This window comes from Psychrobacter sp. NPDC077938 (assembly GCF_044542635.1).
Lineage (GTDB): Bacteria > Pseudomonadota > Gammaproteobacteria > Pseudomonadales > Moraxellaceae > Psychrobacter.
In genome coordinates this window covers 87,742-106,548 of the sequence record NZ_JBITUW010000003.1, presented here as the reverse complement: position 1 = coordinate 106,548, position 18,807 = coordinate 87,742, and the positions used below count along the sequence as shown (strand labels likewise).

General features: G+C 44.1%; 1 protein-coding gene (only partly in view). It reads left to right on the top strand.

Features of this window, described 5'->3' with window-relative positions; genetic code table 11:
* The coding region annotated (locus ACIGBM_RS06460) for a tandem-95 repeat protein (RefSeq protein ID WP_397477169.1) crosses the window boundary (this coding region is incomplete at its 3' end): on the top strand, positions 1–18,807 show 18,807 of its 35,621 nt. 16,814 nt of the annotated region lie to the left of the window's left edge.

Genomic DNA, 18,807 nt, shown 5'->3' with positions numbered 1-18,807 from the left:
ATTCTCCTCTAATATTGGGGGACAGCCAGATGGTCGATATGTTGATATTGCCAATAACCAACAGTATGGTGAAACCCCAGCTGATGGTAGCATGCGCAAAGATGTACCATGGGCTGTTTTGTACAGTGCTTTAAACACTAATGGTTTGAACCTCGCTCCTGGATATGCTTTTGATGTAGGGGCTGGTGGATTCGTAGGTAGCACCTTCAATATCAAAACGTATCCTGGACTGAACGAATGGCTGGCCTATGACTTTGAAGGCTTTCGCAATCAAATGTATATGATTAGACCAGATTGGAAAGAGCAAGGTCTACTAGATAGTGGTGTTCAAGATCTCGATAAAATAAGCAAAGGCTTAACTGCGAAGTTTTTGAGTCAAGAACCCAAAGAACACATGACCACAGAAGAGAGTTTATCACTACCATTTAGGTTTAATATTTTCGGTAGCGCGACGCCGATTACGCGCGAAGAGTTCATTGCCGATCAAATAAAACATGCTGACAAAATAAGACAAGCGATATTGATTGATATCGAAGCTAGTGAAACTTTACAGTTATTAGCCTCTGACAAAGATCAGTGGGAAAAAAGCTGGCTGGCAGCGCTAGAAGATGCTGGTCTATTGCGTCCCATTGACGACGCCCCACCAATCCGTGAAGACGTTAAAGTGGTTAGTTTAAATGCAACCTTAGCAACAGGGATTTTAGTTGGAAAAGCGGGCGATGAGTTTGTATCTCAAGCCGACTTGGTAAGTTTCTTTGCCAAGGTTCAGCAGTGGTATGGTGATACAGCCAAATGGTCAGGCGACCCTGATGCCAAAGTAATTGATTATGATTATTCTGAGTTTCGAGAAAATCCTGAAGGTGAGGGCGTTTTTGTGCCCGTACCATCATCTCCTGACTTTGAGCAATTTGATTTAGGTGCTAGTACCGATACACATTTCTTAAACTTCAATGTCTATGCGGGTGGTAGAGCAGAGCTTGAATATTTGCGTCATATTGGTATGTTAGACGAGGATTTTAGACCGATTGGGCCGCAAGCATTAAACTTGACCCAGTACTTATCACAAATCTCTGAACAAAATGACCAAAGTGTTTTATCTGTCAAAGGTCCTAAAGCGTTATCGAATGCAGAGGGTGTGAGCTACTTGCCAGCTGATATTGCATTGCCTTTCACCATCAACTTCGACAATCAAACAGAACAAGTCGTTAATGAGATTAGAATTGTCTCTGAACTAGATGCCAGCCTAGACCCTTATCGTATCAGAATAAAAGATATAAAAATTGGTGATATTAATATTCGTGTGCCTGGAGATAAAGCAAGTTTCCAAGGTGATTTTGACTTTACAGCAACCAAGGGGTTCGTGCTGAGGGTTAGTGCAGGCATTGATGCAGAGAGTAGCGTAGCAACATGGCTACTGCAGGCAATCGACCCAGAGACTGGACTGGTTATCACAGATGACGTTAGAAAGCTGTTATCAATCAATGACAAAGGCTATGTGAGTTATACCGTCACTAATAGTGTGGAATCAGAGCACGATGATGACATAACGGCTAGCGCTAGAATATTTTTCAACGATATAGAACCCTTTGATAGTGAATCACTGAGCTATAAGTTAGATAAGCTAGCGCCTATCAGTGTAATCAGGGCAGAAAGTGTTACCGATACCGATTTGCCAACTTATCAAGTGAACTGGCAAGCCACTGATGAAGGTGCTGGTGTTAAGCATGTGACCGTATATGTAGCAAAAGATCGCGGTGATTTTAGAATATGGAAAAAGCAAGCTGTCGGTAGTGAAGGCAGTGCTATATTTACTGGAGAAGTAGGCAGTAGCTATGAATTCTTGACAATGGCGACTGATTTGGCAGGTAATACTGAAACGGCTTCAATCAGTAATGCGGTACTACCTGACGATGGCAGCACAGCAAGCCTGTTAGAGCAGCTAGGGGTTCAACAGCAGCTTGAACAAACCAAACAGATGCCGCAAGCAAAACACGACCGGGCCTACCAAGACAACGCCTTATATGAGGTTGTTAAAAAGGGAATGCCAGGATATGTTCCCAATCAAGCACCAGTAGGCGAAATTAATCAGACCAGTGACTTACAGTCAGTATTGGCACCCTTTGCTTTGAGAGGGTTTGCGTCAGGCTACTCATCTAGTAGTGCCGATATCGGTGCTACTGCAATGGTGCAGTTGGCCGATGGTCAGTTGTTAGTCAGTGCAGGCGAGCTGCGCAACGAAGTATATAGTTTCGATGGCAAGGATGGTGGTTACGATACTTCACCTCTGTTTAGCATTGACAGTCCAATTTTAGATATGGCTGTAGATAAGTTGGGTCAGTTATGGGTAATGACAGGCAATGATCTATGGCTGATTGATGCTAAGACAGGCGATATTATTGAAAACTATAATCTGCCTTCAAATGAGCCATTAACTCATGCTCTAGCTATTGATCCTACGACAGGTAAGATTTATGTAAGTAGTGGTGATGGTGTTGAAGTATTAGACACTACTATAGAAGACAACAAAAAAGCATGGTCACATTTTTCTAATAATAAAGTTAGAGAATTGGCTTTTGGCCCTGATGGCCGTCTATGGGGTGTCACTTGGACAGGCAAAGAGATAACCTCAGCAACGCATGGCACAACAGACATTGTTAGTTTCCCTATGTCTGGTCGCTACAAGGGCCGAGCAGAGATCGAATATACACTTTCAGGTCAAATTGACAATATTGCTTTTGGACAGGCAAACACTGCGCTTGCAGGTTTGCTTATTGCTGGAAGTCAGTTAGAGCAAAGTGCAGAGGTGTCTCACAGTGCCTCGCTATGGATGGTGCATCTAAAAACTCGAGAAATTACTGAAATTGCAAAAGGTGGCACGCGGTCTGAAGCAGTAATGACTACAAATGATGGCAGAATCCTGCTAGCACAGACAAATTTTATTGATGAAATAGCGCCAATCAAAGCGCCAAAGGTTGTACGGTCATCTATCGATGATGGTGCTCTATTGCCACTACCATTAAATCAGATCACGGTTACGTTTGATCAAGGCATGTGGCTAGGACAATCAGGTCAGGATATACAGGACGTTGGTAGTGTTATCAACCCTAATAATTATAGACTAGTGTCTGTAAGCGATGGTAGTAAGCAGTCTTTGCTACCTGAGCAAGTGATGTGGGATGCGGCATCGCAATCAGTCATTTTGACCGTTCCTAATCTTACCCCTGATCAGTGGCGTTTAGAAGTATCGTCTAATGTACTGAGCCGTGCTCAGATTCGGCTGGATGGTGTCTATGTGGTTGGATTTACCGCTGTAAGTGACTTTAGCAATCGGGTCGATATTCAGTTTACAAATACTCGAGCAGATCGACTCACAGGTTCGGTGAGTTATGATGTGAGTATTACCAATACTGGTGTTGATGACATCAAAAATGCACTAATGCTACTGCTAGATCCAGGTCAGTACTTCGCTGATTCTATTAGCGATGCAGACAAACTTGGGGGTGCCCAGCAAGGACTATGGGTGATAGATGCCACCCAAGCACTAGCTGACATGGGTGGTCGACTTTCACAAGGTGAAACTCTAAAAAATATCACAGTTACGATCAGACCTACGTCTGACTTTACGACGACACAAGCAGCAGGTGAGTTGGTTAAAGCTCAGCTGTCTCATCATGTTTATGCCCTACCTTACGACAATTTACCTCCTAGCATAAAAGCAGTTGTGGTAGATGATGCAGACGTAGACACCACTCAACTATCAGATACAGATGAGCTGCTAAGTGCTAAAGCAGGAGTAGCTTGGCAAGCTAGCCTTGCTGGTCTTGATAAGGATGGTCAAGTATTTTCTTGGTCATTGGTAGATGCACCAAAAGGCATGTCTATTACTATGCAAGAGCAGGTAGTAGAAGATGACGATGGTAACTATCAAAACCAAGTTAATTTGCATTGGACACCAACTGCCCTAGATTTGGCAGACACTAGTATTCTAGTGCGCGTTGTTGACAGCCGAGGGGGTGTTGCTTTAAAACGCTTCAATATTAGCGTAGAAGGCGGTAATCATGCCCCCGTGATTGGCCAAGTCCGTAACCTCCGATTGACAGAAGGTCAGTCGTTACAGTTACCAATCAATATAGTGGATGCTGATGGTGATGCTGTTACGGTAGCGTTTAAAAACTTGCCGAATGGCGCACAGTATGATGCCGCTACTCAAACATTAAGCTGGTTACCAAGTTATGATCAAGCTGGGATCTATGACAATATTAGGGTTATTGCCACTGATGGAAAACACACTCAGTATTACGATTTTAATATTGAAGTGGTACAGGGCTACGCCAAACCTAAATTTGAGATGATTGAGACACAGCAACTGCGTGAAGGTGAAGCCTTTGGTATTCAGCTTGCAGGCAGTATGCCAGGTGGGCTCAATCAAGCAGACGGTACGCGTGTAGAGCTTGAGTATTACGCTAGCGTATTACCAGCAGGTGCCAAGTTAGATGGCAAAACAGGATGGCTCAGCTGGACACCTGGTTTTACTCAAGCTGGCTTGACCGAGGTTCCTATTCGTCTGATTGCGACTTATCATCCTACAGATGGCGCGCGCGCCGTCACTACGGTTGCAACACAAACACTTAGCTTAGATGTTGCTAATGCTAACGCTGCACCTATATTTGAGCCTGTACAGTCGTGGCAGATCATTGAGGGACAGCCATTACGTATCAGTACGTTTGCCTTTGATCCTGACAATCCAAACTTCACACCCAAGATCCGTCTGCGTGAGGGCGCAGATGCCATCAGTGAAGATGGTTCTGATATAGCCTCCACAGTCACTTATCAGGTTGAAGGGTTACCAGAAGGTGCGGTCTTCGATGAGGAGACTTTAGAGATTAGTTGGAGACCAAACTACGAACAAGCGGGTACTTACTACATTACTGTAACTGCTACTGATGATGGTGATGGTACTGGCATACCGGCGGTTAGTACGATGACTGTTCCTGTTATTGTAAATAATGCCAATCGAGCACCGATATTCAGTGAGCTTGATAGCATTACCGTACCAAAAGACAGTATTCTTGAAGTACCCGTCAGTGTGCTAGATGTTGAAGGTAATGCGTTGTCCTTGATGTTAAATGGCTTGCCAGATTTTGCAACTTATGAGCAAACAGGTGAGACACTTTTAACAGAAGGTCGCATAGTATCAGGAGTCATTCGTTTTGCGCCTACGACAGGCGATCGTGGTAGCTATACTATTCAGCTCACTGCTCAAGATGATGGCGATGGCGATGCCAATCAAGCAATGATTACCAATACCTCTTTTGTGGTTACTGTGACCAGTCTGACAGAAGCTCCAGTCATTAATATACCCTTACAAGTGGTAGCAGTAGCTGGTCAGCAGCTATCTATCCCTATAGAGGTGACTGATTTAGATCAAGATGCCTTAAGCTTTATGAAAGACAGCCTGCCTGCAGGCGCTAGAATCATTCAAGAAGCGCAATATGGTAAGGCGAGATTGGTATGGACACCGACACCTGCACAAATCGGTAAATATAACTTAACCTTTGCAGTATCTGATAGTGGGTTACCACCTGAGAATGCCGGCTATACCTTACCAGAAGGAACCACGCCGGTACCAAATGTTGCTACAAAAGACATTACCATTATCGTTAAGTCTGAGAACCAGTCTCCAGAAATACTTGACGCTGTCTTAACAGGAGAAGCGCATTTACTAGGCCAAGTTACGGCAAATACCGATACTATCAGCATTGAGGCTCATGAAGGACAAGTCTTTGGCATTGAGCTATTTGCTCGAGATAATGATTTGGATGCAGCTCATTGGAATGTGTCAGGACTGCCCAAAGGCATGACCGTGACAACGCAGCCTATGAGTAATGGGCAAAGCAAACTGCTGCTTTCTTGGTTGCCAGGCAAGTTTGCCGCACAAACAAATGCAGGAGTATATGATCTGGTGGTCACAGCATCAGATGGTACGGCAGTTGCGAGCCAAAAGATATCCATCAAGGTTGCCAATACCAACCAGTCGCCAGTGCTATTGTCTATGCCGATGCAACTGGTCTATGAAGGTCAGACATTAAGTTTTAACCTCTTAGCGCAAGATGGCGATAATGACGCAATCCGTTATAGCCTTGTCTATGATGATAATACCCCTGATGGCGTGCTGTTTAATGCAACCACAGGTTATTTTGAATGGACGCCATCGCTGCAAACGGTTGATAATGCAGTACAAGCTGATGAGGCTTATGAGTTCACCTTTGCAGCGACTGATGGACAAATACGTGTTCTAAAAACGGTACAAGTACGCGTCTTAGATGTCAACAAAACACCGACTATCAATGCCAGTAACCATGCGTTAGTAGTGGGAAGTGAGTTTAGTTTGCCCATCATCCGTGAAGATAGTAATCAAAGCCAAGGCATTAGTATTTATGATGCAGATGGCGAGGCGCAAACAAATAATCTAACGGTCAGCTTTGCAAACTTACCTGAGGGTGCCTCCTACAATCAGCAGGGCGGTTTCATTAAATGGATACCAGGCCCTGGACAAGTGGGCGATTATCAAGTAACCGCGATGGTAAATGATGGACGCAATACGGCCTCCTACATTTTTACCTTGAAAGTGGTGGCTGATAAGACCAGCATCCGTCCTGATATCACAGTTAACCTAACACCAAGCACGCCTATTATGCCAGGGCAATTAGTCACAGCAACGGTACGTGCAGACAGCTATGCTGCGATAGCTGACATCCAAGTACAGATGCGCGGGCAGGCACTGGGTGGTAGTAATCCTGAGGTATGGCAAGACGTCACGCTAGATAACGTTGGTCGTCTCAAACTAAAGCCAAGTATGCATGGCCTTATAGAGATAAAAGTAACGGCTACCGATATTGATGGCTTTAGCCATAATAGTATTAGTCAGGTTCGAGTCAAAGACTCTTCTGATAGTACCGCTCCGGCATTGACGTGGTCTGAGGTGCTAAGTACAGCAAATACTTCTATGCAGCCTATTACTATTAACAACACAACTGCCATCGCTACCATCTTACAAGATGCGCAAATGATGGGGTATACACTTGAAATTGCACCTATGCGTGTCGGTCAAGCCACTCAAGGCTTGAACTGGCTCACATTATCGGAGCAAAATTACCGCGCAGAGAATCTTAACGATGCTATTGAGCTTAAGAAATTAGACCCTGCTCAGTTTGTCAATGGCGTTTATCAGCTGAGACTGACTGCTTGGGATCTGGCAGGTCGCGTGAGCACTAAGCTTGCGAACGTGTTGATCGATAGCCAAGATAAAGTAGCAGCGACTACCCATTCGGATGCTATCTATCAGCTTGGTAATCATACTATTTCTTTACTGCGTAGCTTAGAGAAGACCGATATTCGCCAATCTGGTACTCAAGACTTTGGCAACTGGACGCTACCACTACTAGATACTCATCTTACTCATGATCAAGCAGACAGGGATGCCTTAGGTGCGACCGCGCCTTGGCGGGACGGTGCAAGATTGTGGATGCAACTACCAAATGTCATAGACAATACAGCAGCAGGCTTGGATGCTAGTGTCGTTAGCAACCTACGCTTTACGCTCCAGCTTGACGAGCAGACAAATGGACAGTATCAGCCAGTATTTAACGAGAGTGAAGGTTGGGGTTTACGAGTTGGTACACTCGATAGCCAAAGTAGCGTGACGTTAGCGACGCAAGGCGATCGCTTATACAATGCAGATACTGGGCTGGCATGGATACCTACTAGCTTTGTATTGACTAATACAAAAGGGGACAGCTATCAAGTCAGCCAAACGGGCAGTATCGAGCAAATTCGTTTTGCCGATGGTAGCAAATGGTTAGTGACAGATAGTGGCATTGCACTGGTTGGAGACAGCAGCCATCAATCACGTGTACAGTTCATTCGCGATACTGAAGGTAGAATTGAGCGTGTCGTTGGTATGAATGCACAAGATGATCTAACCAGTATCGTCTACCGTTATGACACGCAAGGTAACCTAATCATTGCTCGTCCATTGATGACAGGTGACGCAGGAGATCGCTATGGCTATACCGATGACGGGCAACTGCTTGGCGCAGATGCTTCAGCCTATCTTGGTGCGGCTATCGACTGGAGTGATGACACGACTAACACTTGGACCGGTGATCTCACCAATGAGGCAGTCGCACTGAGCTATGGTATCCGTGAGTCTGAGCTTACCAGCACACAAAAGGTTGCAGGCGCGACAGGCAGTATTATCATTGCGGTAACTCATACGACAGGTAGTACCATCAGTAGCATTGGTTCAGGAACGCAATTATTAAGTAGCAAAACGGGTGCTAATGGGGTTACTACGTCTTTAATTCGGATAACTCAAGCAGGCTTTAAGCAGTTAGAAGTGACAGGGCAAGGTACTACTAAAGTAAGTATCCAACTTGCTGGTGATATAAACCAAGATGGTAATGTTGACAGTCTCGACTCTGCACGGTGGGATGCCGCTTTTCCAGCAACAAATGCTACAGCAGACTTCAATGGTGATGGTAATATTGATGCCAGTGATCGGCAGATATTGTTTGCCAATTACGGTTTTAAAGCCAATCGCGCGCCCGTGGGTGTGCTTAGTGAAGAGGAACGCCAAGCATTTGATCGTACTCATGTCGATTTGGGTACGCAGGCAAGTCTTAATGATATCGCTCAAGACCTAGAAGGCGATGCTGTTTTCTGGCAAGTGATAGGTGGTACTCATGGGACTGGTAAGCTGCTTGCAGATGGTAATACTTTGGTATTTACACCTGAGACAGGTTATACAGGCAAGGCGACAATAGCACTACAGGCTGATGATGGCTTTAGTACCAGTCAACCGATAGAGCTGACGGTTAATATCAGTGATGCCCGTTTAGTTATGATCAATATTGAGCGTATCAAAGGCCTAGGTATAGGCAGTGGCGATAGGCTACAGCTCACTGGTGACTTTGAAGATGAATCAGGTGTTTACTTACCTGCTGATTATGTACGTTTTGTGTCTAGTGATGACAGTGTGATTTCTGTTGATGTGTTAGGTAATGTGCAGGCAGTGGGCGCAGGGCAAGCGGTGGTTAAGGTCATCGCTCGCGGCATCGAAGGGGTCAATGCCTTTAGTGTGAGCTTAGATGGTTATATCCCAAATAGCTATGACGATATCGAAGTCGATGTCTATCCATTAGCAGTCACACTGCCATTGCAAGGACAAAGGCAGCTAAAAGTAACGGATATCGATGGCAATCGTATTGATGCTGCTGATAAGGGTACAACTTATTATATCAGTGATGACAGTATAGCGACCATTACCGCTGACGGTATGATACATGCGAAGCAGACTGGTACTGCTAAAGTATCCGTCATCAACGATGGTAGACAGTATGATCTGCTACTCAAGATAAAAGAGCCAATCACTGGTACGGCCACCATCACGCAAGGCGATGGTACAGTAGTGCAAGATACCAATGGCAATCAGTTGATGATAGCACCTGGGTCACTTGCTGATGGTACTGAGGTATCTATCAATGAGGTGGCGTTAGATGATGTGGGGATGCCACTTCCTGCTCCAGATGTGATCACCTCGCTGACAGCTTTTGAGATAAATATTGGCGACGATAAATCTGATCTACCATTACAGTTAGCAATTAAAGTACCTAAACAAGCTATCAATGCGGAAACAGGGGAGCTTGAAGAGCTAGTTGCTGGTACTGAAGTCATGTTCTGGAAAAAAGGTACTATCCGTGACGTAGATGGTACTGAGCATGATACTTGGTGGCTAGTAGATAACGGCTTTATTGATGCTGATGGTATGGCTCGGACGGCAAGCCCGCCATATAAAGGCAGTGGTTTTTCTGGTACATATATGATGAGTTATCGTCAAAGTGCCGAGCAATATGAAACAGGCGAAATTGAGGTCCGTGGTGTTGATTACGAATCTTTCATGTGGAATGCTAATGCGTCAATTGCTTTAGCCGTTGGCATGGGTATGTCAGGCGGTGGTCTGGGTGGCGTGATGGCTGGTGTCTCTGCTATAGGCATCTTTGCTTCGATGGCAACGCCAACGACTATTATGTCTTATACAATATCAGGTAGCTATAAGCGTGAAATTGCGAGTTCTGACCTGAGCTTGGCTAATTCTGTTATAGAGTTTCCAGATATCCCAGCTACTGCTGTTTATACACCAGTTATTCAAGGGCTAAAATATGACGTAGAGTCGCGTAAGCTCACTGTCTCTGCCAAAAATATTATTCCTGAAGGGCAATTCGCTTCTAATTTTGATGTGAAAGTTTGGCTTGTTCCACGAGGTAATCAAATAGACAAACCTACAGATAATAAGGTTGACGCGGATCGAGGGCTAATTTGGCAAGGTTTTAAGGTAAGTCCGACTTATGCCTATGAAGGGGCTGTAGAAGATTTGACCATTACATTACCCCAGGGTGTGGCACTATCTATGCATTCGGTCTACATTGAACGCATTGCGAAGAAAAGTGCAGACGGTATAGATGAATTTATTAGCTTACCAGTAGCTAGTAATCCTGTACAAGCTTGGCAGATAGGAACAGAAGATGTAATTGTGACAACTCCTAATTCTATTGAAATATTTAGAGCGGTAATTGAAGATACCGATAAAAAAGACGCTAATGGTGAACTAATAAAAGGACGTACTACCAAATTAATAAAATCTATTAAAGATTATAGAACCAAAGCAAGTGCTGAATCCAAAAAAATCAATATGAGAGGTCTGATGACAGATCAGATAGCATATACAGACGATGGAACTTTGGCGTTCATTATTTCACCGAGTGCAGACGATGAAGATAGTATCTTAGTCATGGATACTCAAACGCTAAGTATTGTTCATGAAATTAGTATAGACAATTTCAGTACTAATTTAACTTCTTTAGAAGTAGACAGTGGTTGGTTGTATATCTCTTCAGGTAGTAGATGGGGTGATAGTTCTGGTCGATTGCTCCGTATAAATATTGATCAATTAGATGTGAATTTTTTATCAGAGTATCAACAAATTGATTTGGGTGTAACACCTGCAGCTGGATTCTTAGATATGGCTATCAATAATGGTAGTTATATGGCAATGACATCACCTGTAGGCGGTCGCTACCACTCAGAAGGAGGGAACGTCTATATATTTGATCTAAATAAGATTGATGATTTGGGTGTATTACAGGACGATGTATTGGTTCTAACTTCGGATAAATTGAATGGAGGAGGCAAATACCCACAATATATACGAGCAGGAGTGGGGAATGGTGAGTTCTTGTTATCAAGTGAAAAAGACATTCGTAAAGGTTTAATTAGCCTTACCGTTAAGACAGACGATAAAGGTAAGCTGTTGAATGAACAACCAACAATACACAATCCTTACTTAAGCCCAAAATATACCTATCTTCAGAATACTTACGGGCAGTATCGTCAAGAAATTCAAAATGCTACAGGTAATGTCATTGTTAATTATGATGGTGTCGAATACGCCATAGTAGGAGATTTCCATTGGTTGAACGACAACCCTCTTTTCAATTGGGATAATAACTATGGTGCTGGCAAACAAATGGGCGGTAAGCTTGGGATCGTCAAAGATCCATTTGGTAAGCAAGGTGAGCCAACCTATATTGGTTCAACCACACCAATGGATTTTGGTTGGTTAGCCGAAGGCATGGTCGATGGACTAGAAATTGGTGCTGATGGTTTACTATACGGTAATGTCTGGACAGATAATCCTACCTATAATAAAGAAACAGGTGAAACATCTGGCTGGAGTATGCATAGAGATTTGTTTGTATGGGACGCTCGCGAACTGATTGCAATGGCAATAGCACATTACAGCAATGGAAAAGGCGATTTAACTAAACCATTCGATTTGCAGATGGTTAAAAATGAGTCTGGTAAATCTAAACTTGTGCAGACCAATCCACCACAACGTATAGAAGGATTACCAAATGCGGCTGAGGATGGAATAGACTACTTTGGTTGGATATATGGTATCGGTAAATACGCTTCATCTACACAACAAATTTATTTAGACAAGTCAGCCAATACGGAATATTACAATCTAGTTACGAGTCCTTATTATGGTATAGGTGAGTCAGATAATATCTATGCTGACATGATGGGTATCTCTGAGCGAGAGATTATCAAAAAAATTCAGGCAGGCGAGTTTGGTGCAGCGGACTTACCTTCTTATTGGGGTAAGAAGCTTGCATATAATGGTTGGAATTTAGTTTCTGTAGGCGTTTTAGAACGCAATGGTCAACGTTATGAAGCGTTAAGTCAGGGACTTATTACAGAAGATGAGTACAATCAAGCGGCATGGATAGATGGTGGTACATCTATACTTGCGGTTCTATCTGGTGTGAGAGCTGGTTTAGCAGCGGAAGCAACATGGGGAGCTGGGCTAAAATCACTCGCTGCTGAAGCAGTGACTTATTCGATTGTAGATACAGCTGGTCAAGCTTTAGTCTATCAAACGGTTAATGGTCAAGGTGCACGACCAGTAGGGGCAGATACTTTCTTCCAAAGCGTCGGTATAGATATGATGATAGGATCAGGGTTACATCTTTTAGGTCGAATAGGCATGGGTGGTAAAACAGTTTGGAAAGCGCCCACTGTAGACAATCCGCTTAATTATAGATATGTCATGCCAACGCCAACACCTAAGATGAAACTATCGGACTTATTCACTAAGTCCGATACGACTAACAGTCATTTGTTTATGTCAAAAATCACTGTAGGCGGTAAAGAAATTGAGTTTCCAAAACTTTATAGCCAAAAAGCTCATCAAGCAGCCACGTGGCTGACTAGTATGAGTCAAGACATGAAAAAATATGCGGACGAGATGGTCAATAGATATCCGAATATTTCGTGGGCAGAAAAAGCAGAGATTTATGTCAGAGTAGAGAACATGTTTGTCAACGCTGCTCGTATGAGTATCGATAGTCCCCGTATGATTCAGTTGGCAGAGATGAACGCACCGCTCAAGGATTTAAAAACACTTGAGCGTGAATATGCGGCGCAAGGTCTCTCAGGCGATGCTTTATACAAAAAAATCTATGACGATAAGTTCAACTTTGGTTGCTTTGTGGCAGGGACACTTATCCATACGGATAAAGGTTTAGTACCAATTCAGGATATTAAAGTGGGCGATAGGGTACTCTCCAAGCCTGAAGATGGTAGTGGTGACATAGAGTATAAGCCTGTGGTCAAGACCTTTGTACATGAAGACAAAGAGATGTGGATCGTGCGTTTAGAGAAAAATATTGAGAAGTTTAATAAAGATCGAGAGATGGTTGATTATCAAACATACAAGTCAGCTAGTCCCATTAGTCATTTTCTAGCGACGCCCAATCACCCTGTTTGGGTCGTTGGTGCCATGGAAAACCCGCAAGAAGATATTGAGTTCTATGATCAGCCTCACTTTAAACGTGTGGACGAACTACAACAGTATGAAATTGCTGTGAATACCGATGGCGTGATGTATACCGTTGAGCGTGTGCAACCTACCTATCAAGTCGCTAATGATAATTTAGAATTCAATCCAAATCATTACTGGTATCAAGAGCACTATCATGAGGATTACTACGATGATTATGTGCAAGATGCCGAAGCGCATATGCTCGACTACAGTGAGGCAGAATATAAGGGTACGGGCTATGTTAAAGACGTCAGCTATTACCAGCAACACGGTTATCTCGACATTGGTATCAAAGACGAAAAAGGTAAAATACTGATAACGAACCACTTAAAGGATAATCAAGGCGCGCCTATCCCTTATAACACAACCGTCTATAACTTTGAGGTGGCAGACAATCATACCTACTTCATTGGTCGCGCAGGACTATGGGTACATAACACCAATTGTGATGGACAGGCGCAAGAACGAGTCACAGGACAAGTTACGTCAGATACCTCTCCAGAATACGACAAGTTAGTGAAAGAAGGTGCTACTCAGCAAGTTGCTACCACTACAGGACCGGGAGCGAATCTATCACCATACAATCCAGATACAACAAAAGCGAACTTTGCAAAGCTAAAGGAAATGGAGTGGCAACTACTTAAAATAGTAGGCTCTAATGGAAGTGCCAAGAATATAAATATAGAAAACTTACAAGAGGCGTTAAGACACTCTGTAGTTGCGGTAAAAGATGGCGCTATTAGAGAAAAAGGGTTTGTTTACAACAGTGGCAGGATAGAGAAAACAGGGAGTCAAAACTGGCAACGCATCCAGCAGTTATTTATGGGCAGCTTTACTGACTTCACGAGTGCCACTAAAAACTTATGGGATAAATCATCAGCTGGCGACATTATTGAGTTTATGCTCGGCGGTATGAATGTCATTAAAGGCTCAGGTGGCGGCGCTTATGCCAAAGCGATAGGGGATGTCCTGCAAACCTTTAAGGTAAGTCAAAACGGTAATATCACTTTCAGTAATATGTTTACGGATATCAAAGCCGAATTTGGTGCGGGCTACGATGCTTTAATAAATCACTTTATTCATTATAAGCAGTACAAAAATGACTTTAGTGAATTAACCAATTTACAAAAGCAAGTTGATGATGAATACGCTAATTTAGCAAAGCTAACTGGTGCAGCAAAAGCAGATAAAGAAGCAGAGATCAAGCTACTAGAAGATGAGCTTAAAGACAAGAGTCAGTATGCATTTGATTATCAACGCACACAAGCAAATGGTGATCCTGATGTTTTGAATGATATATATGTAGCTGAAACAGCCTACCTTGAAAAATACAATGCTGACGCGGTAAGCAAAAAAGCCATTAGAGAGTTGGCGGGTACCGCGTCTCTATTGGAGACTCATAATGGTACCTTTAGCTTCTCGCTTGCACCAAGCTTACGTTGGGTACCAAGTGCTACAGCAATGAATGATCCTATTAGAGTGCATGGCTTTAACGAACAAATGCAGAATCAAGCCAAAGCCATGGCGGAGGCTTTAGCAGAACTTGCCAGTAATAAAAGCTTTATTAAGGATATGACACCTGCACAAAAAGCAGCATTTTTTGAAAATGATGCCAGTTTTGACATACTTAAAGCAGGCGGTAGCACTTGGGATCCTCGTACAACGGGAGACTGGTGGTCATCAAGTATGTATGTATCAATACCAGAGCTTAAGACCTTTACTATCAAAGATAAAGTGACAGGTGAATTGGTAGAAAGCTATCGCTTTGACTCCGCTGGCTTCTATGCGCTTGAAAAATCAGGTGATGGTTACAAAGCAGTACTTAAGAACAAGGAAGACGTCTTAAAAGAACTTGATTCAAATAATTCTTCTCATCAAGGACTTATCAAATCGTTAAACGAATTGGCGAATACAAGAGCGCAAAACCAATTGGTTGATGGTTTACCCAATGAGAGTCATGCCTCGCCGATGGACGCGGCTCAACTAGAGCAGCAACTTGAGTCTATGTATCAAACTGCCAAGCAGTACTGGCTAGACGCAGGCGCGACTCACGAGCAGATGGAGAATATTAGTGTCACGCAGGGCCAACTGGCTAATAACGCACTTGCTACTACCGAAGGTAAGCTAATTACTTTATCTTCAGATGCAGCAGGTTGGGGGTGGTTCATCGACAAAACACCAAATTTGAATGAGGAATTTACATTAGGGAAAAATAGTTATAAAGCCAACGTAGGTAGCGAAGCAGAGAATAAAATTGATTTGCTGACAGTGCTTATTCATGAAATTGGTAATGTACTAGGGGTCAGTCATCGTACGGAAGGTGATGTAATGACTTTACGTCTTGCAGAGGGTGAGCGTCGTTTGCCAAATCAGATGGATAGCCAGTATTTAGCTTGGCTACAAAGTAATTCGACTGCGCAAATAGAAAATGCAGGTACGCACGTACTACAGGCAAAAACATGGCAAGCACCAATGGCCTTAAAGCAGTTAAGCAACAGCGACTTTGCTAATGCTGGCGACAACTGGCTCCTCTCAGGTGACATTCGTTTTAACAATGTTAATCATAGTGCCACGTTAACTGAGTCTGACAAAGTCAACACCAGTTTGCGCCAAGCCTTTAGCCTAAATGCAGACAACCGTCTACTCAGCTTTACTATTGTTGACAGCTTGCTTAATCAAGCGACTAAGCAAGCTGGCGATGCCTTTGAAGCGGCACTATTGAACGCTAAAACAGGCGAGGCAGTAACGAAAATTACTGATTTAACTCGTACCGATAGCTTGCTTAATATTCAAGCTGGTGGCAGAGAACAAGTCGCTATGGGCGTACAAAAAGTCTTAAATGCGGATGGTACTTCTACTTATTACATCGACCTTACCAGCTGGTATCAAGACCAAGTGGCTCATGGCGCTAGCACTGATGTGCTCTTAAGCTTTGATCTACTTGGCTTTGGCGAAGCAGATAGTAGTGTCAGTATCCGTGATATCAAGCTTAGTAACAATCCTATTGCCTCTCATGACCGCTATGAGATGCCAGAAGACGCAGTACTGACGGATAATCTATTTGCCAATGATATATTGCTAGGTAATACGGTTCAGACAGTGTCTATCGTGACCCAGCCGCAATATGGCAGCGTGACACTAGCAGATGATGGTAGCTTTAGCTATACACCAGATGCCAACTACTTCGGTACGGACAGCTTTAGTTATCAATTTACCGATAATGAAGGCAGCGTCAGTAATATCGCGAGCGTTGAGCTAACGATTGATCCTGTTAATGACGCGCCTGTCATTGATATGGACGTACTACAAGGCTTAATCGATGGACAGGATGTTGTTGCTGGTAAGGCAGTTACGTTGTCACTTAGCGTGACAGGAACAGATGTAGAAGGCGATGCGCTCAGTGTCGTGATTACTCAGCAACCTGAAAATGGATCATTAACGCGCCAAGCGAATGGCAGCTATGTATTGCTGTTTGATGAGGACTACGAAGGCGAAGGTAGCTTTAGTTATGCCATCACTGATGGTACAGATATATCAGAGCCAGTGACGGCATCGTTTAATGTATTACCATCTAACAAGCCACCTATTGCCACTGATAGCACTCTGACTTTACTAGAGGATGGCACGGTTGTTATTCCACTGACCACCCTTGGCAGTGATGAAGACGGCGATGTGCTAACTATTAGCATTACCCAGCCGCCAGTACACGGAACCTTAGTACAGCAAACCAATGCCGACGGCGTACTTGAGCTTATCTATACGCCATTGGCTGATTACTTCGGTATGGATAGCTTTAGCTATACCTTAGCCGATGACAAAGTCAGCTCAAATGAGGCGACGGCTACCTTAATCATATCCGCAGTCAACGATGCGCCAGTGACACAGGATGATAGCGCGACGACTGATGAAGATAGAGCAGTGACGATCAGTATTCAAAGCAATGATAACGATATAGATAGTGCGTTATTGACTACTCAGATCGTCACTACCGCTCAGCATGGTGTTATTGCTATTAACGATGATGGTAGTGTCACTTACACACCAAATGACAACTATCATGGTGAAGATAGCTTTAGCTATGTCCTAAACGATGGTGAAGCCATTAGTAACACCGCGACCATTCGTATTACCATCATCCCAGTCAATGATGCACCAGAGCTGACCGGTCAGCAGCTGACCATCGCTGAAGACACAAACCTAGTGATCAACCCACTGCTCACAGCAAGCGACGTGGACGGTGACGCCCTAACGGTCGTGATCACCGCACAGCCAAGTCATGGCAGTATTCGTCAGCAAGCAGACGGCAGCTATGTCTACTGTGCTGATGAGAACTATCATGGTAGCGACAGTATCAGCTACTATGTTACTGATGGCGAATTACAGTCATCTGAACGAGTGATTGAGTTGACGATCACACCAGTGAATGATGCGCCAGTGCTAACAGGTCAGCAGCTGACTATTGCAGAAGATACTGCACTAATCATTAATCCTCTAGCGACAGCTAGTGATATCGATAGTGATAACTTAACCACTGTCATTACCAAGCAGCCCGAACATGGCACCTTAGTTAAACAGGCTGATGGTAGCTACATTTATCGTGCTGATGAGAACTATCATGGCACAGACAGTATCAGCTACTACGTCACTGATGGTGAGCTGCAATCCGCCGAGCGGGTCATTGATCTAACGATTACGCCAGTGAATGACGCACCAGAGCTGACCGGTCAACAGCTCACCATCGCTGAAGACACGGGTCTAGTGATCAACCCACTGCTCACAGCAAGCGACGTGGACGGTGACGCTCTAACAGTCGTCATCACCGCACAGCCAAGTCATGGCAGCCTAAGCGCACAAGCAGATGGCAGCTATATCTACCGTGCTGATGAGAACTATCATGGCACAGACAGTATCCGCTACTACGTCACCGATGGTGAATTACAATCTGCCGAGCGAGTCATTGATCTAACGATTACGCCAGTGAATGACGCACCAGAGCTGACCGGTCAACAGCTGACCATTGCTGAAGACACAAACCTAGTGATCAACCCACTGCTTACAGCAAGCGACGTGGATGGTGACGCCCTAACAGTCGTCATCACCGCACAGCCAAGTCATGGCAGCCTAAGCGCACAAGCAGATGGCAGCTATATCTACCGCGCTGATGAGAACTATCATGGCACAGACAGTATTAGCTACTACGTCACCGATGGTGAATTACAATCTGCCGAGCGGGTCATTGATCTAACGATTACGCCAGTGAATGACGAACCAGAGCTGACCGGTCAACAGCTGACCATTGCTGAAGACACAAACCTAGTGATCAACCCACTGCTTACAGCAAGCGACGTGGATGGTGACGCCCT